Genomic DNA, 17,490 nt, shown 5'->3' with positions numbered 1-17,490 from the left:
TGATTCTTTATGGCGTAAAGTATCGGCCAACGAGGTTACTTTACGCTGTAAGGAGTCGCAACCGTGGTCGTCTACGCAGGTCAGGGCGACCCGCGCCGCTCCATCGAACTGCTGTGGCGGCCTTCGGTGGCGGAGAAGCGCCCCGGTCCCAAGCCCGGGCTGAGCGTCGACTCGATCGTCGACGCGGGCATCGCCGTCGCCGACGAGCAGGGCATGGCGTTCTCGATGCGCGCGGTGGGGGAGCGGCTCGGGCGCACGGCGATGGCGCTCTACACGTACGTGCCGGGCAAGAACGAGCTCGTCGACCTGATGTACGACCGCGCGATGGCCGAGCTGCCCACCTCCTACCCGGTCGCCGACGGCTGGCGCCCGGCCGTCACGCGGTGGGCGGAGGACATGTGGGAGTTCTACGGCCGCCACCCGTGGGTGCTGCAGGTGTCGCAGGCCCGGCCGGTGCTCGGCCCGCACGAGTTCGCCGTGGTGGAGTCGCTGGCCGCGATCCTCGTGACCACCGGGCTGCCCGGCCGCCGGCTGCGCGGCATCGTCGGGGCCGTCAACCACTTCGTGCGCGGCGTCGCCCAGTCCGTCGCCGAGGCGCGGGCGGCCGGGGGCGAGACCGGCGAGGGCGACGAGGAGTGGTGGTACGCGCGGTCGGCCGTGCTGATGGAGGTCGAGCCGGACCTCGCGAAGAAGTTCCCGATGCTGCACCTGCTGGAGAACGACCGCGACCCCGTCGACCCCGAGCTGCCGTACCTGGAGAACGACGCCGTGGAGAACTTCCGCAGCGGGCTGGAGGTCCTCCTCGACGGCATCGAAAGCGCTGTAGCGAAACCGTGACACGGCGCGGACGCTCACCGCACATGGACTCGATGAGATCAGGCGCATGGCGATCGTCAGAGTGCTTGTGGCCGTCGCGTGCGCGATGGTGCTGACCGCGCCGGCGACCGCGGCCACCACCCCGCACGACGAGTACCGCCCCGCGACCATGATGATGCGGTACGACGTGGAAGGCCTCACCGCGGCCGTGCACGCGCCACGCACCCTTGTCGGCGTGCGGCCGTTGGTCTTCCTCCCGCGCGGGTCCGAGGTCCACGCGCTGGAGCTCGCGAGCTGGGGGTCCGTGGTGGTGCTGGTGGACGACCGGTTCGCGCTGGGCGGGCACCGCGACCTCTGGCGCGCGCTCGGCACGGGGACGGGGCCGCTGGCGGAGCGGTTCGCCGGGTTCGCCGGCCACTTCTCCGTGGCAGAGCCGTGACACAGCGCTCGGGACTCCGAAAACCTGCCTCGCCCGGTGAGCGGGACCCGGTCGTCGGCCGGGGCCGTCCGGCCGTCGACGTCGTGACGCATCAACCGATCGGTTAACCCTCGAAGAGACTTTGGGGGGACGTGTTCCCCTTCCGCCACTGCCAGTCTGGTGGCGGAAGGGGGAAATTCCATGCTCAAGACCACCGCGCTGCTCACCGCGGCGCTCGTAGTGCTGACCGCGTCACCCGCCACCGCGCACGCGAACGGCGACTGGTCCGGTTGGCAGAAGGACCTCAACGGGTCGCGGCACCAGGCCGCGGAATGGCGGATCAACGCGGGCAACGCCGGCAAGCTCAAGCTGAAGTGGGCTTTCGCGTATCCCCAGGGCGAGTACAACGCCGTCCGCAGCCAGCCCGCCGTCGTCGGCGACACGATCTACTTCGGCGGCCCCGACGGGAAGTTCTACGCCCGCGACGCGCGCAACGGGCGGGCGAAGTGGGAGTTCGCGCTCCCGCCCGCCACCCGGTACGCGTTCAACTCCGACGGCCCGGCGGTGGCCGACGGCAAGGTGTTCTTCGGCGACAGCGCGAGCCGGTTCTTCGCGCTCGACCAGCGCACCGGCCGCCTGAGGTGGCAGGTGCAGCTGGACGACGGCATCGCCTCGATCACCACCAGCTCGCCGATCGTCCACAACGGACTCGTGTACGTGGGCACGTCCAGCAGCGAGAACATGCTGCCGAACACCCACGACTGCTGCACGTTCCGCGGCCACATCGACGCCTACGACATCGACACCGGAGCCCTGGTCTGGCGCCACTACACGGTGCCGGAACCGGTCGAGGTCGGCACCTGGCCCAACGGCGCCAAGCGGTTCGAGCCGTCGGGCGTCGGAGTCTGGAGCTCGCCGGTGATCGACCGCGGGACCGGCACGCTCTACGTCGGCACGGGCCAGAACTACACCGGCAAGGGCGGCGAGTTCGACTCGCTGCTCGCGCTCGACGCCCGCACCGGCGCGGTGAGGTGGACCAACCAGGTCACCGACGCCGACACCTGGCGCGACGCCTGCAACCAGCCCGACGCCGAGGGCTACTGCCCGGGCCTGAAGGACGGCACCAACCTCGACTACGACATCGGCGCCACGCCGAACCTGTTCACCGCCGACGGCCGCCGGCTCGTCGGCGTCGGCCAGAAGTCCGGGGTGTACCACGTGTTCGACGCCGCGACGGGCCAGGTCGTGTGGCGTCGCCAGCTCGGCGTGCCGCTGCCCAGCGGCGGCATCTCGGGCATCCAGTGGGGCTCGAGCTACGACGGCAAGCGGCTCTACATCGCGACCTACTACGCCGAGCCCGGCACGCTGTTCGCGGTGGACCCCGCCACCGGCAAGGTGCTGTGGGAGACCCCGGCACCCGCCGACGGCTGCTCCACGGGCGGAGCGGCCGGACAGCCCGGCTGCTACCGGGCGCACGGCCTGCCGGTGTCGAGCTCACCCGGGGTGGTGTGGCTGGGCGCGCTCGACGGCAAGCTCCGCGCGTACGACTCGAAGACCGGGCAGGTCGTCTGGGCCCACGACACCGTTCAAGACGTCCGCGGCGTCAACGGGCTGACCGGGCGCGGCGGCGTGCTCGCCGGACCCGGTGCGGGAGCGGTGGTCTCGGACGGCATGGTCTACGTGCAGTCCGGCTACAGCTCCGGCTTCGTCAACCCGCACGGGCACGTGCTACTCGCCTTCGGCCTGTAGCCGCAGGAGCTTCGCGCGCACCAGGTCGGCCGGGAGGCCGGCCTGGCTGCGCAGGTCGATCGCCCTGCGCCACGCCCGGCGTGCCTGCCCGGCGTCTCCGGCGGCCGCGTGGGCGTCGCCGAGCCGGTCGCAGGCCGCGGCCTCGAGCGGCAGGTCGCCGCCGCGCCGGAACAGCGCGCAGGACCTCGCGTACGCCTCGGCGGCCTTGCCGTGCTCGCCCAGGCCGAGGTACGCGGTGCCGAGGTTGTCCCACGTCTCGCCCTCGCCGATGACGTGCTCCATCGCCTGCCACATCGGCATCACGCGCTCGGCGTACTCGACGGCCCGGCGGTGGGCGCCGATCTTGATGTGGCCCCACGCCAGCCCGGTGAGCGCGTTGGCCTGGCCGTAGAGGTCGCCGCACCGCTCGTACAGCGCGAGCCCGCGCCGCGTGTGCTCGATCGCCTCGGCGATCCGGTCGTCCGGGCAGAGCATCGCGATGTTCAGCAACGCCGCCGCCTGGCCCGCCGGGTTGCCGTCGTAGACGTCGAACGCCCGCCGCAGCGCCGCCGTCGCCTCGTCGAGCCGGTCGAGGCGCCCGAACGCGCGGCCGAGGTTGATCAGCGTGCGGCCCAGGCCGTCGGTGTCGTCGAGCCGTTCCAGCGCGGCGACGGCGAGCTGCTGCGAGGTCAGCAGGTCCCGGTGGTGCCATTGCCGGTCGAGGACGTCCGCGAGCGCCCAGCCGATCAGCCACGTCTGCTCCGGCGTGCCGTGCGCCATCGCCGCCATCAGCGCGGGGTGCTCGGTCACCAGCCACGCCAGGGCCTCCTCGCGGGAGCCGAACGTCGTCACCACGACGCCCTCGGCCGGTCGCGGGGTGTCCGGGCGGTGGCGGGTCGGGGTGAACGCGACGCCGGCCTCGACGCCCGTCAGCGCGAGGTGGTCGAGCAACCGGTGCAGCGCCTCCTCCCGCTCGCCCTCCAGCGCCAGTTCGGCGGCGTAGTCGCGCAGCAGGTCGTGGCAGGTGAACCGGCCGGGGTCCGGCTCGTCGAGCAGGTTCGCCGTGACCAGTTCGCGCAGCAGGGCCTCGGTCCGCGCGACGGGCAGCCCGGCGAGCGACGCGGCGCCGGCGAGACCGATGTCGGAGCCCGGCATGAGCCCGAGCAGCCGGAACAACCGCAGCGCGCCCGCGCTCAACGCCTTGCAGGAGTGGGAGAACACCGACCTCAGGTCCGCGGTGACGTCATCGTCGTCGGCGAACGCGTCGAGGTCGGCCAGTTCATCGGCCAGTGCCGCGAGCGGGAACTCCGGCTGCGTCGCGGCCCGCGCCCCGGCCACCGCGAGGGCGAGCGGCAGGCGGGCGCAGCGGCGGACCACCGTGTCGACCGCCTCCGGCTCGGCCCGCGCGCGGTCGTGGCCGATCCGGGCGGCCAGCAGCTCGCGGGCGTCGTCGGGCGGCAGCAGCCCGAGCGGCAACGCCTTGGCGTGCGCGGGTTTCAGCTCGGTGCGGCTGGTGATCACCACGTGCGAGTGCGGCGTGCGCGGCAGCAGCGGCTCGACCTGGGCGGCGTCGGTGGCGTTGTCCAGCAGCACGAGCACCCGCTTGTCCGCGAGCGCGTCCCGCAGCAGCGCCGACTGCCCGGCGAGGTCGTGCGGCACCTTGGCCCGCGGCACGTCGAGCGCCGCCAGCAACCGCAGCAGCGCGTCGCCGGGGCTCACCGCCGCCCCGCTCGGCCCGAAGCCGTGCAGGTTGACGTAGAGCTGCCCGTCGGGGAACCGCTCCGCCGCCCGGTGCGCCCAGTGCACGGCGAGCGAGGTCTTGCCCACCCCGCCGGTACCGGTGATCACCACGACGCCGTTGGGGGCCTGGTCGAGCTCCGCGAGCTCGACGGCCCTGCCGGTGAACGGCTTGGGCGCGGCGGGCAGCTGGCGCGGTGCCGAGGCGGCCTGCAGGCGCCGGTGCAGGGAGGTGAGGTGCCGTGACGGCTCGGCGCCGAGCTCCGCGGCCAGCCGGGCGCGCACGACCTCGAAGTGGCGCAACGCCTCCGCCGCGCGACCGCTGCCGTGCAACGCCTCGATCAGCTGCGCGGCGATCCGTTCGTCGAGCGGGCGTCCGGCGGCGAGGACCCGCAGCTCCGGCACGAGAGCCGCGTGCTCGCCCTGGGCCAGCCGTGCGTCGGCGTGGTCGAGGCGGGCGGCGAGCAGCTCGCCGGAGAAGCCGGCCCGGAGCTGCCTCGCCCACGGCGTGTCGACAGTGGACAGGAGGTCGGCCTCGGCGAGCCGCACCGCGTCCGCCGTCCTGCCCGACCGCACCAGGTGCCGGAACAGGTGCAGGTCGACCTCCAGCGGGTCGACGCGCAGCACGTACCCGGCGCCTTCGCGTTCGACCAGGCCCGGCAGCGTCTGCCGCAGCCGGGTCAGCCACGTCCGCATCATCGCGCGGGCACGCGGTGGTGGCTCCTCGCCCAGGACCCGCTCGACCAGGTCGTCGGCGGAGACCACCCGGCCCGCGTCGACCAGCAGGACCCCGAGCAGTGCGCCCACGCGGGTCGGACCGAACTCGGTCGTGGTGCCGCCCACCCGCGCCGAGACCCCGCCGAAGACCGTGAAGCGCACGGTGATCACCGTAGTCGCTTCCGCTTGCCCGCTCACAAGAGAAACGCCTCTCGCAGTTCGCGGACCATCAGCTCAGGCACCTCCAACGCGGCGAAATGCCCGCCCCGCGGCATTTCCGTCCACCGCGCGATGGTGTGGTTGCGTTCGGCCATCCGCCGGATCGGCACCCCCACGTCGTGCGGGAACACCGCGACCGACGTCGGCGTCACCGAGTGCGGTTCCGGCTCTCCCCACGTCTCGTCCCCCTCCTGGTAGTAGCGCGCCGACGAGCCGGCGGTCCTCGTGAACCAGAAGATCGAGGCGTTCGTCAGCAGCGCGTCGAGGGGTACCCCGATCTCCGGGTCGCTCCACGTCCGGAACGCCCACTCGATCCACTCGAGCTGGGCCACCGGCGAGTCCGTGAGCGCGTAGGCCACCGACTGCGGTCGTGTGCTCTGCATCGACACGTACCCGAACTGCTCGAACTCGTACCTGTAGGCCTTCTCCACGGACCGCCGCTCCGCCTCGACCTCCATGTCGGCCGTCTCGGCCGTGACGCCCGCGGAGAAGATCTGGTTGACGTGGATCGCGCGCACCTCGTCCCGCATCCCGAGCCGGCGGGTCAGCATGGCGCCGTAGTCGTAGCCGTGGGCGACGTACCGGTCGTAACCCAGGCGGCGCATGAGTTCCGCGACCACGTCCGCGACGCGTGGGATCGTCCAGCCGAGCTCCCTCGTCGGTCCGGAGAACCCGAAGCCCGGCACCGAAGGGACCACGAGGTGGAAGTCGCGGCTCAGCGGCTCGATCATCGCCTCGAACGCGAAGCAGGTCGTCGGCCAGCCGTGGGTGAGCAGCAGCGGTTCGGCGTCCTTCCTGGCGCTGCGGACGTGCAGGAAGTGCAGCGGGACGCCGTCGACCTCGGTGACGAACTGCGGGATCTCGTTGAGCCGCCGCTCCTGCTCGCGCCAGTCGAAGTTCCGCCACCGCCGGACGAGCTCCTGCAGGTGCTCCTGCGGGGTGCCCTGGGCCCAGCCCGCGCCGGCGACGGGGTCGGGCCAGCGGGTCTGGTCGAGGCGGCGGTGCAGGTCGTCGACGTCGGACTGGGGGATGGCGATCTCGAACGGCTTCATGCTCGTGACGCTATGAGGACTGTAGGACAGATATGGTCCTACAGTGTCCTCGGCTCGTTTGCTCAAGTTGCTCGGTCTGCTGCAGTCGCGCCGTGAGTGGTCCGGTGCGGAACTCGCCGAACGGCTGGGTGTCACCACTCGCACCGTGCGGCGTGACGTCGAGAAGCTGCGCGCGCTCGACTACCCGGTGCACGCGTCGATGGGCACGTCCGGCGGTGGATACCGCCTCGGCTCGGGCGCGCAGTTGCCGCCGTTGCTGCTCGACGACGACGAGGCGGTGGCCGTGGCGGTCGGGCTGCGTACCGCGAGCGGCATCGAGAACATCGGCGAGACGGCCGTGCGGGCGTTGCTGAAGGTCGAGCAGGTGCTGCCCTCGGCGTTGCGGCACCGGGTGGCGGCGCTGGAGATCGCGACCGTGCCGCACACCGGCTCCGGGCCCGTGGTCGAGTCCGGGCTGCTCACGCTCGTGGGCACGGCCTGCCGCGACCGGCAGCGGCTCCGGTTCGGCTACGTCGGGCACTCGGGTGAGGAGTCCCTGCGCGAGGTCGAGCCCCACCGGCTCGTGACGTGGGGCAGGCGGTGGTACCTGGTCGCGTGGGACGTGCTCCGGGACGACTGGCGGACCTTTCGACTCGATCGGATGAACGTGCGCACGCCGTTCGGCGCCCGGTTCACGCCCCGTGAGATCCCCGGCGGTGACGCGGGGGCGTTCGTGGCGGCCCGTGTCGCCGATCGGTGGCCCGTGCAGGGCGTCGTGCGACTCGGTGTGCCCGCCTCTCAGGCGGTGGAGTGGCGCAGCTACGGCGAGGTTTCGGCTGTGGACGAAAACTCGTGCCACGTGCGCGTCGGCGGCGAGACGATGGACGACGTGGTGTTCATGCTCGCGAGCATCACGGTCGAGTTCGAGGTCGTCTCCCCGCCGGAACTCTCCGCCGCGCTGCTGCGGGCAGCGGACAGGTTCCGCCGGGCGGCGAAGTTCTAGAGGAATTCTCAGGGTCCTGACAGCAGACTCCCAGCCGCGCACGGCTCAGTGGAGGTCAGGGAGGTCCGCCATGCTGATCGATCGCACCATGCCGCTGGGCACCATGCCGCTGGGCACCATGCCATTGGGCACCGCGCTCACCGTGACCCACGCGACGGACCGCGGTCCGCGCACGCACAACGCCGACGCCTTCGCCGTCGGCCGCCGCACGTTCGTCGTCGCCGACGGGGTGGGCGACTCGACCGCGGCCGCCGAAGCCGCGTGGGCCGCCGCCCGCGCCGCCGCCCTGCCCACCGACCCGGTCGCCGCGGTCCTCGCCGCCCGCGACGCCCTGCAGGTCCACACCGGGGACGCGGTGGTCGTGGTCGCCACGGCCCGCCCCGGCGGGGGCTTCGACGTGGCCTGGGCCGGCGACGCCCGCGCGTACGCGTCCGACGGCGAGGACCTCGTGCAGCTCACCACGGACCACACGGTCGCCGAGTACTTCCGTGAGCGCGGCATCAAGGCCGAACGCCGCATGGAGCACGTCGTGACGAATACCGTCCGCCACGCCACACCCGAGAACATCGGCCGTGCGTTCACCCGCGCGCCGCGGCTCGTGCTGGTGTCCGACGGCGTCTACGGACCGTTGGGGCACAACGGCATCGAGGCCATCATGTCCGGCAACGCGTCGGCGGAACGCCTGGTGCGCGCGGCCCTGTACGCACGCGGCACCGACAACGCGACGGCGCTCGTCGTCAGCTGACCTTCTTGCCGCGCTTCTTCTTGCTCGCCTCGACACTGCGCTGCAACGCGTCCATGAGGTCCACGATCCCGGTCGCCTCGGCCGGCTCGTCCTCGACCTTGATCTTACTGCCCTTCTGCTTCGCCTTGATCAGCTCGGTGACGCGTTCGGTGTAGGTGTCGCGGTAGTCCTTGGGACGCCAGTCGTCGGCCATGGACTCCACCAGCGACACCGCCATGTCGAGTTCCTTGCCGCGCGGCGCCCGGCCCTCCGGCACGACGTCCAGCACGTCCTTCGGCTTGCGGATCTCGTCGGCGAAGAACAGCGTGTGCACGGCGAGGATGCCCTTGTCCTCCGTGAGCGCGGTGAGGTACTGCTTGCCGCGCATGACGAACATGGCGATGCCCGCCCGGTTCGTCTTCTTCATCGCCTGCGCGAGGAGGAGGTACGGGCGGGAGAACTCGGGTTTGGTCGGGCCCAGCCAGTAGGTCTTCTGGAAGTGCACCGGGTCGATCTCGTCGATGTCGACGAACGCCTCGATGTCCAGGGTCCGGCTGCGGCCAGGGGCGATCTCGTCCAGTTCCTCGGGTTCCACCACGACGAACTCGCCGGTGTCCACCTCGTGACCCTTGACGATCTTGTCGTACGGGACTTCCCGGCCTGTGCGTTCGTTGACCCGCTTGTAGCGGATGCGGTCGGAGGTGCCGCGTTGGAACTGGTTGAAGTGCACGGTGTGGTCCTCGGTGGCGCTGTACAGCTCCACCGGGATGGTGACCAGTCCAAAGCTGATGGACCCGCTCCAGATCGCTCGTGCCATTGTCGGGAGATACCCGCGATCCGGTGAGGTAAACGTTTGTGGACGGGGTGGCCGGCGCCTGGGTCCGGCGGAGTCGCCTTGTGTCCGAAGTCAAGACACAATCGCCGTCGTGGTCGCGTCATCACCACTGCTCGAAGCCATCTGGCTCGATCGGGTCGGCTTCGCCGTTACGCGCGGGTGCTGCCTTGTCCGGTGAGCGCGCGGCCTGGTTGTTACGGTCGCGGAGTGAGAGTCGTTGTGCTGTCGGACACCCACGCGCCCCGGTTCTGGAAGCGGTGCCCACCTGCCGTGGCGCAGCACCTGCGGTCGGCTGAGCTGATCCTGCACGCCGGGGACGTCTGCGTTGCGCCCGTGCTGGAGGAGTTGGAGCAGTACGCGCCGGTGGTCGCGGTGTGCGGCAACAACGACGGGCCCGACGTGGTGGCCTGGGGTGCGCCCGAGACCGTCGAGGGGGAGATCGCGGGGTTGCCGTTCGCGATGGTCCACGACAGCGGGCAGAAGGCTGGGCGGATGGCGCGGATGCGGCGCAGGTTTCCCGGGGCGCGGCTGGTCGTGTTCGGACACTCGCACATCCCGTGGGACGAGGAGGAGGACGGCGCGCGGGTGTTCAACCCCGGGTCGCCGACCGACAAGCGCCGTCAGCCGCAGGGCACGCTCGGGCTGCTCGACGTCGAGGACGGGGTGCTGCTCGACGCGCGGATCGTGCCCGTCACCTGAGCCCAGGAGGCGAGGATCGGGCCCAGCACCTCGTACACGGCCGGGTCGAAGCCCATGCCGGTGTGCGTGCTGTACACCTCGACGCAGTCCGCGCACGGGTCCTGGCACAGCTGCCACGGCACCACGCCGTCCCTGCGCGAGAAGATCGAGATCGCGGGCACCCGCAGGGGTTCGGTGAGGTCCTTGATGTGCTCGTCGAAGCACGGGCCGCTCAGGCAGTCGTCGTTCAGCAGGCCGGGGACGCCCGCCGAGGCCAGGCGGGTCAGGAACCGGGCGACGCGCATGACGCTCGGGTGCGCGCCCATCGGGTCCAGGACCGGGCTGCCCATCATCACCAGTCCGCAGACGAGGTCAGGCCGCCGGGCGGCGGCCAGGCGCGCGATGCCGCCGCCGCGGCTCTGGCCGAGCAGCACCACCGGACGACCGGTGCGCTCGGCGTGCTCTTCGGTGCTGTGCAGGAGTTTCGCCAGCAGGTCGGCGGTGCAGCCGACGGTGAGGCCCACGCCCGCGTTCGTCGGTGCGTAGCCGCGGGCACGCAGCCACGAGGCGGCCGGCAGCAGGCTCGTGGCGCCTGCCCCGAAGCCGGGGACGAGCACCACGCCCAGGCCGCCGCCCTGGTCGGGATCGGTCTCGCGCCACACGGGGTGCCGCATCAGCCGCGGCACGTCCCAGAGTGAACGAAGGACGCTTTCCCGTGCAGCGGAACGCAATCCGTCGAACATGCCTCTGGTTTGCCAGACGGTCGGCGGCTAAACACGCCTCACCGGGACGAAACCCGTCTCCGCCCGTTCGAAGGCGGCACCGTGCGGTTGGCCGAACAAGGGCTCCAGCTCGCCGTCGAGCCGGAGCAGTTCGCGCAACGGCATGAGCTCGGCGTTGCGCGAGTCGTCCGCGTACTCCTGCGACTCGTCGCCCGCGAACACCCGCCAGCCGCTGTCCTGCTCGCGCTCGGCGTGCTCCCGGTACAGCCACCGCACCGGTTCGCCGTCCTGCGCCACCCGTGCCGAGACGATCGCCATCTTCGCGAGGTCGCCGAACCAGAGCCGTTCGAACCGCCGCTGCCGCACGACGATCTCCGGCGCGCCGAGCTCCACCCTGACCCGCAGCAGCGTGCCGTCCGCGGCGAGGTCGCGGTACACGGGGAACGCCCCGTCGCCCCAGGTCGTGAACCAGCCGGTCATCGGCGCGCCGCCCACCTCGACCGTGCCCGACCCGGCCGGGCTGGACCGCATCCGGCGCAGCACCCGGAAGTGGTCGTCGTGCGGCCGGAGGTCGAGCGCGAACTCCAGACCGCCGTCCCGGAGCGCCTCGAGCTCCTCGTGGCGGGCCCGCACCTCCTCGGAGGAGAGGTCGGTCCAGCGCCGCTCGTCGTCCGCTGTGGACGGTGGCACCGAGACGCGGGCCGCCACCTCGTCGGCGTCACGGCCCCAGAACGCGAGGTCGAAGAGCCCGTCGGCGGGGGCGTCGGTGCGCCAGGCCGTCAACGCCGTGGCGTCGGCGAAGAGCAGGCGGGCCTCGTCGACCAGCACGTAGCCGCACTCGACCGACTGGGCCACGACGCCCTCCGCGCAGGCCACCCACACCGAGTGCCACCTGCCCCGGTCCGGGCCGTCCGGGTCCATCCGCTCGCCCAGCACCCGCAGCGGTCCTCCTGGCACGCCGCGCACCGCCACCGCCCACGCGCCGTGGAACGGCACCTCGGCGCCGGGCTGGTCGTCGAGCAGGGCCCGCACGCGGGCCAGGTGCGGCATGCGCCCGACCCGGCGGACCGACGCGTCGAACCCGGTGCGGGCCACGGCCGAGACCAGGAGCTCGCCGTCGGCGGGCAGGTCGAAGCCGTAGCGGCCCTTGACCGCCGCCAGGTCCACCGCCCGCACGGCCTCGGCGGCCTGGGGACCGACGACCTCGAAGTCCGCGGCGGCGTTCGCCCGCTCGACGACGTGCTGCGGCGCGTGGCCCTCCTCCACCAGCGGCGGCCGATCGCCCGACCAGGTCCTGAGCAGCCCGAAGTCGATCAGCAGCAGGTCGCCCGACGGGAATGACGCGGTTCCCAGCAGTTCCGGCATGCCGTCATCGTCGCACCGAAACGCTCCTCAGCGACGCGTGCCCCGGCCGCCACCCGGTCGAGACGGCCACGTACCGGGCGGTCCTGCCGGTTCCGTAGGACCTGCCGTCGAGGCTGTAGGTGACGGTGTGCGGCGGCGGCGTGCCGTCCGTCCACTTCAGACTCACGCTGCCGATCGGCTGGACGGACCCGAGATCGACGACCATGCGGCCGTCACGGCCGGGCTTCCACGCCGTGTCCTGCTCACCGTCGACCGCGTTCGCCGGGGCGCTCATCCCCGGCGGCAGCACGGAGTGGGGGAACGTGACGCGCCCGAGCGCGAGGTCGTCGAACGGGAACGGCTTCGCCTGCGGGACGGTCACCGTGCGCTCGGAGGGTCCTCCGAGGACGACCGGCAGCCGGAACCCGTCCCGGTGGACCAGCGTGAACCTCGCCGGGCCACCGCTGAACGTGACGCGCCTGCCGTCGTGCACGACGGCCTTGACGCCCGGCGGCATGTCCTGCGCGGTGAACCACGGGGTCTCGACCCTCGCCGTGGCGGCGGGCAGGGTGAGGGCGTAGTCCGTGCCCGTCCGCGTCGTGGTCTGGGTGCCCCGGTACAGCCGGGAGCCGTGCAGGCGGACGGTTCCGGTGACGTCCGCGTCCGAGAGGTTGAACAGGCAGAGGAACCCGTCGGCGGTGCTCGCCCGGACGTTCGCGGGGCACACCGGGGCGGGCTCCGCCGCGATCGAGCGGAGGTCGGCCTTCACGTACCCCTCGACGATCCCGGACGGCACGGTGATCGAGTCGCCCTGGACCGTGAACGGGTCGGCCGAGCGCGCCACGAACCCCGCCCTGCCGTCCACGTCGAGCCAGCCGGTGGTGCTGAGGTCCGGCCTCGGGTACTCGGCCACCGTCGTCCACGCGGCACCGTCCGGGGACGTCTGGACGCGGTAGGCGACCGCGGCCGCCGTCTCCCACCGCAGGCGCACCCGCTGCACGGTCCTGGCGGTGCCGAGGTCGACGGAGAGCCAGCTGTCGGCGCGGCCGCGTTCGGCACGGGCGACGGCCCAGCGCGTGCCCGGATCGCCGTCCACCGCCTTGGAGGGCTCGTAGCCGGGGTCCGCGGACGACGCCGTCGCCGTGCCCCTGGCCTGGTCCACCTCGAACTCGAAGAGGGAGTAGCCGTAGGTGGCGTGGGGCGTCACGCCGAGCATCCGGACGTGGCGTGCCGTCGTCGCGGGGAACGACAGCTCGTCGACGCGGAACCCTTCACGCGCCTTCACCGTCACGCGGCCGGCGGCCCCGGTGTACGTCCGCGAGCCGGTGAGTCCGGGCATCCCGGCCATGGCGAGGTTGTGCACGTCCACGCGGCCGGGCCGGGGCAGCGCGCACACGACCGTGCCGGTCGGGAGCGTGGCGGTGCCGGCGAACCCGCCCGCGAACCGCAGCAGGCTCGCCGTGGCGTCGATACCGTCGCGCACCCGTTGGTAGGCAACGGTGTTGCGCCCCGTCACGGTCTCGCGGGGAAGCAGCATCGGGGTGGAGCCGCTGATCTTGAACAGCCAGTCGTCGTGCGCGGGCTGCCAGGCGAGCTTCGTGAACCCCGGCTTCGTCACCGTGCCCGCCCACGCGGCCGCCGACTGGTGGGTCAGCAGACCGGGGTCGGAGCCGTGGTCGATCGTGATCGACGCGCGGGCGAAGAAGTCCTCCTCGGACACCGGTTCCGCGGGCGGTCGCAGTTCGTGCAGCAGGTAGCTGATGGCGAGTTCGGCGCGTGCCTCCGGTTCGTACTTCGCCTCACCGGAGAACTTCGCGAGCCGGTGGACCGGCGGGTGGGCCTGGTAGGCGAGCAGCCGCGACGCGAGCGCGGCTTCGGCGCGGGCGGCCATCGGGTCGGCCAGCACGGTGGAGCGGAAGGCGAGCGGGATGACGTCACGGCCGTAGAGGTGCTCCCGGTCGTTGACCATCGGCATCAACGGCTCGCCGGCGTCGCTCATCGTGGCGAGGATGGTGCGCCACAACAGCTCCCCGTTCGGCTGCTTCGTCAGCACCTCGGGCAGCGGCCTGCCCGCCAGCAGGAAGTGCACGGCGTTGCGGCCGGAGGTGCGCCAGAGCTCCTCCTGGTAGTGCGGGCCGAACGAGCCGTGGTTCTCGACGATGAACGTGTCGTGCAGGTTCGTGGCGGTGTTGGCCGAGACCGCCCCGCCGTCCACTGTGGAAGGATTGGCGAGGTCGGCGGCGGGCAGCCCCGCCTCGTTGCGGCTCCACCGGCCGAACGCCTCCCGCCAGCCAGGGCCGTCGCCGTGCCAGGCCAGGCCGGGCGCGAGGGCCTGGGCGTAGACGCCCATCTCCTCCAGCTTGGTGTCGCCGCGGTGGCCGCCGACGAGGCCGTTGGGCGTCCAGCTGCCCGAGCGCGGGTCGTCGGCCGTGCCGAGCGACGTCGTGTAGTCGGCCTGGCCGCGTGCGATGGCCTCGACGTTCGCCCGGGTCGCCGCGTCGAGGTCGGGCCACAGCAGCCGGGCCGCGAGCACGAAGTAGGACTGGAAGGTGGTGTCCCAGAACAGGGTCTTGCCCCACTCGGCGCCACCGGCGAGCACGTTGCTCGCCGCGAAGTGCTTGATCGTGGCGAGGGTGTGCTCGCGCAGCACTTCCTTCTCGATGCCCGCGAGCGCGGCGTCGTAGGTGCCCCGCGTCAGCAGCACGGCGTTGCCGAGCACGACGGCGAACCCGAAGTCCGTGCGCCGGTAGCGCTTCGCCGTGCTGTCGTACTGGGTCTCCGCCCACCTCGTGTGCCGGAGCAGCACCTCGTGGTAGGTGTCCTTGACCTGCGCGCCTTGCGCGAGCGCGATGCCCGGTGTGAGCGTCAGCAGCCCCGAGGCGGCCAGGAACGTTCTGCGGTTGATCAGCATGTCAGGGCGGCCTCCACCCAGTCGGCGTGGTCGAAGTTGCGGCCGTCGCCGCCGTCGGTGACGCGCAGGCCGAGCATCCGCACGCCGGTGACGTCGACGTCGACCGGCAGTGCCGCACCCTTCCCGCGCACGATCCCGCTGTCGTACAGCGGCTTTCCGTCGTCGCCCGTGAGCTGGAAGACGACCGAACCCGGTTCGGTGGTCTCGTCGTCGAGGCCGATCTTCGCGGTGAAGCGCTCGCAGGCACGGCCGAGGTAGACCGAGACCTCGGACGGCGCGTGCACTCCGATGCCCTTGGCGTAGGTGACCCCGCCGACGGACAACGGGCCGCCGTCACCGCCGGAGTTCTCGCCGTTGGACCTGTCGCGTTCGACCGGGCCCCAGCCGTTGGTCTCGCTCGTGAACGGCAGGTCGCTGACCTGCGCGCCGTTGCGGGGTGGCGGCGGCGGGACGAACGCCTTGACGGCCTGCTCGACGTGGACCTCCCCGAACGTGGCGACGACCGGCAGGTCGACCGCGCCGGTCCGCGTGCCGGCCCGCAGCTGCCACCGGCCGCTGATCGACTCACCCGGTGCCATCCGGCCGCGCCGCACGACCGGGCCGGTGACCGACCACCCCTCGGGCGCGGTGGCGGTCAGCCGGACGTCGCGGATCTCCTGGTCGCCGTTGGTGAACGTGCCCGACACCTCGATCGACGAGCCGGGCGGGGTGTCGGTGGTGCCGGCGGGGGAGACGGTGAGCGTGGTCTTCGGGACCTGGCGGATCGGCTGGTCGCACGTCCGCAGGCCGGGCTGATAGCGGCAGAGGACGGCCGCGAAGCCGCCGTGGCGCCGAGCCGGGACGGACAGGGTGTCGCCGCCGCGCAGGACCTGCGTGTCGCGAACGACGTCGGCCCTGGTGGCGGGGTCGCGGACGGTCTCGACGAGCCACTGGCCGCCGCCGAGGAAGCCGAGCGGTGCCTGGAGCGTGCGGTCCTCGGCGGTGATGCCGCCGACGAACCAGCGGTCGCCGTGGCGGCGGGCGACGACGGCGTGCGTGTCGGGGTCGCCGTCGAGCAGGTGGGTCTCGTCCCAGGCGGTCGGGAGCTGGTTGAGGTAGCGCAACGCCTGCGGGTGCCGTTCGTAGGCCTCGGGCTTGTCCGCGAAGTGCGTCCAGCCCGACTCGTAGACGACCGGCAGCGCGACCTCGTGCGCGATCGACGCCTCCTTCGTGCCGACTTCCAGCGACACGGGCGTGTAGTCCATGGAGCCGGCGACGTTGCGGGTGAAGAACTGCACGGGGTTGTTGGCGGCGGGTGGATAGTTCTCGGCGCCGCGCACGGCCTCCATCGTGAGCACGTGCGGCCAGGTGCGGGCGAGGCCGTGCGGGATGGTGGAACCGTGGAAGTTGACCATCAGCTTCAGGTCGGCCGTCTTCTGCAGCACCGCGTCGTACCAGCGGTAGCGGTCCTGCGAGTCGGACTCCATGAAGTCGAGCTTCACGCCCTTGGCGCCCCACTGCTTGATCCTGGGCAGCACGGTGTCGCGTTCCTGCGGCGTGTCGAGGTCGCTCCAGCGCAGCCACAGCAGGATCTCGACGCCCTGGGCGCGGGCGTGGCGGATCAGCTCCGGCACCCACGCGGAGCTCCAGCCCTCGTCGACCAGCGCGTACTCCCAGCCGTTGCGGGCGGCGAAGTCGACGTACTGCTTCTGCCGCGCGAAGTCGCTCGGGCTGGAGTGCTCGCTCAGCCACGACCACGCGACCTTGCCCGGCTCGATCCACGTCTGGTCGGCGAGCTTCGACGGGGTGGCGAGGTCGTCGACGAGCGTGGAGGTGCTGACGGTCTTCAGGTCGCCGACGATCGCGGTGCGCCACGGCGTCGTGCCGGTCGAGTCGACCCGGTCGTCGGCGAGCACGACCTGGAAGCCGTCGCCCTGCTTGCGCAGCCTGCTGCCCGCGTACCTGCCGTCCACATCGGACTCGGTGAGCAGTGCGAAGTCCTGGCCGTTCTGGAACAGCGACGGGTAGCCGAAGTCGCCGGTGGCCTCACCGGCCGTGGTGCGCACGCGGTTGGCCTCGTACCAGGCGTTGTAGGGTAGCAGCCACGCCTTCGACCCGGCCGGCAGCGAGAAGCTCGACGCCTCCCCGGTGACGGTCGCGGCGGCCGGCAGCACGTACCGGTAGGCGACGCCGTCCGGTGCGGCGCGGACGACGAGGTCGAAACCGCCGGAGGTCGTGCGGAAGCCGAGGCGGGTCTCGGTCATCCTGGTCGTGCGCTGCGCCCGCTTGCCGTGCGGCATCGAGTAGCGCTCGATGACAACGCGGTCAGTGCGGCCGGTGAACGTCAGCCCGGAGGTGAGGTCGGCTGTCGTCGTCGTGAGCCCGACGCGGGCGGGCTGGAGCACCGTCCGGCCCTGCCTGCGCACGGCCAGTGTCAGATTTCCGCTGTTCAGGGCTATTTCTGCGGTGACCTGGCCCGGTCCGGTGACGGTCCAGGAGGTCGGTGCGGCGTGGGCGGGGACGGCGGGCAACAGCAGGGCGAGCACGAGGACGAGCAGTCGTGACATCGTTGTCAGCTCCCAGGGTGAGACCGCTGCCATGGTGTGGCGGTCCCACTTTCCCGGTCAA

At 72.1% G+C, this 17,490-nt stretch carries 12 protein-coding genes and 1 pseudogene; 6 read left to right on the top strand and 7 right to left on the bottom strand.

Annotated features, from left to right (window positions below; genetic code table 11):
• Positions 1–63 precede the first annotated feature (63 nt).
• The 3 genes from V1227_RS13900 (at position 64) to V1227_RS13890 (ending at position 2,983) form a co-directional block, all read left to right on the top strand.
• Positions 64–837: a TetR/AcrR family transcriptional regulator gene (locus V1227_RS13900; protein WP_329792972.1), complete on the top strand. Its 774-nt coding sequence runs from the start codon at positions 64–66 to the stop codon at positions 835–837.
• A 46-nt stretch (positions 838–883) separates the two neighbouring features.
• Entirely contained in the window at positions 884–1,255 is a 372-nt protein-coding gene (locus V1227_RS13895; RefSeq protein ID WP_329792971.1) for a hypothetical protein, read from the top strand.
• 180 nt (positions 1,256–1,435) lie between these two features.
• Complete coding sequence (locus tag V1227_RS13890) at positions 1,436–2,983, top strand: outer membrane protein assembly factor BamB family protein (RefSeq protein WP_329792970.1); 1,548 nt, start codon at positions 1,436–1,438, stop codon at positions 2,981–2,983.
• On the opposite strand, the gene V1227_RS13885 is transcribed toward V1227_RS13890, so the two are convergent.
• Both V1227_RS13885 and V1227_RS13880 read right to left on the bottom strand, forming a co-directional pair.
• Entirely contained in the window at positions 2,963–5,578 is a 2,616-nt protein-coding gene (locus tag V1227_RS13885) for an AfsR/SARP family transcriptional regulator (RefSeq protein WP_329792969.1), read from the bottom strand. The two genes, V1227_RS13890 and V1227_RS13885, sit on opposite strands and share 21 nt — an antisense overlap.
• Positions 5,579–5,610: 32 nt before the next feature.
• Entirely contained in the window at positions 5,611–6,687 is a 1,077-nt protein-coding gene (locus V1227_RS13880) for an epoxide hydrolase family protein (protein WP_329792968.1), read from the bottom strand.
• 43 nt (positions 6,688–6,730) lie between these two features.
• Between V1227_RS13880 and V1227_RS13875 the strand changes: the two genes are divergently transcribed.
• Together V1227_RS13875 and V1227_RS13870 are read left to right on the top strand one after the other, a co-directional pair.
• Positions 6,731–7,669: a helix-turn-helix transcriptional regulator gene (locus V1227_RS13875; protein ID WP_329792966.1), complete on the top strand. Its 939-nt coding sequence runs from the start codon at positions 6,731–6,733 to the stop codon at positions 7,667–7,669.
• A gap of 70 nt (positions 7,670–7,739) precedes the next feature.
• A complete protein-coding gene (locus V1227_RS13870) occupies positions 7,740–8,414 on the top strand; it encodes a PP2C family protein-serine/threonine phosphatase (RefSeq protein ID WP_329792964.1) in 675 nt (224 codons plus the stop codon).
• A 10-nt stretch (positions 8,415–8,424) separates the two neighbouring features.
• Here V1227_RS13870 and ku read toward each other — a convergent pair.
• Positions 8,425–9,210, bottom strand: a pseudogene (ku, locus tag V1227_RS13865) (non-homologous end joining protein Ku); the annotation flags it as partial.
• A gap of 225 nt (positions 9,211–9,435) precedes the next feature.
• Here ku and V1227_RS13860 point away from each other — a divergent pair.
• Entirely contained in the window at positions 9,436–9,927 is a 492-nt protein-coding gene (locus tag V1227_RS13860; protein ID WP_329792962.1) for a metallophosphoesterase family protein, read from the top strand.
• Here the strand turns inward: V1227_RS13860 and V1227_RS13855 are convergent.
• The 4 genes from V1227_RS13855 to V1227_RS13840 all read right to left on the bottom strand — a co-directional run bounded on the left by V1227_RS13855 (position 9,849) and on the right by V1227_RS13840 (position 17,429).
• Positions 9,849–10,592 (bottom strand): alpha/beta hydrolase, encoded by a 744-nt coding sequence (locus V1227_RS13855; RefSeq protein ID WP_329792960.1) that lies wholly within the window; start codon positions 10,590–10,592, stop codon positions 9,849–9,851. The genes V1227_RS13860 and V1227_RS13855 overlap by 79 nt on opposite strands.
• A gap of 84 nt (positions 10,593–10,676) precedes the next feature.
• Positions 10,677–11,993 carry a DUF2185 domain-containing protein gene (locus tag V1227_RS13850; protein ID WP_329792959.1) on the bottom strand — a complete coding sequence of 439 codons (1,317 nt, stop codon included), beginning with the start codon at positions 11,991–11,993 and terminating at the stop codon, positions 10,677–10,679.
• Positions 11,994–11,997: 4 nt separating this feature from the next.
• A complete protein-coding gene (locus V1227_RS13845) occupies positions 11,998–14,883 on the bottom strand; it encodes a discoidin domain-containing protein (protein ID WP_329792958.1) in 2,886 nt (961 codons plus the stop codon).
• Positions 14,877–17,429 carry a glycoside hydrolase family 97 catalytic domain-containing protein gene (locus tag V1227_RS13840; RefSeq protein WP_329792957.1) on the bottom strand — a complete coding sequence of 851 codons (2,553 nt, stop codon included), beginning with the start codon at positions 17,427–17,429 and terminating at the stop codon, positions 14,877–14,879. Before V1227_RS13840 ends, V1227_RS13845 begins: the two co-directional genes overlap by 7 nt.
• Positions 17,430–17,490 lie beyond the last annotated feature (61 nt).

Origin of the sequence: Lentzea sp. DG1S-22 (genome assembly GCF_036321065.1) — a bacterium.
Lineage (GTDB): Bacteria > Actinomycetota > Actinomycetes > Mycobacteriales > Pseudonocardiaceae > Lentzea > Lentzea jiangxiensis.
Note: the sequence above shows the minus strand (reverse complement) of the source record. Positions and strands in the feature narration are given on the sequence as shown.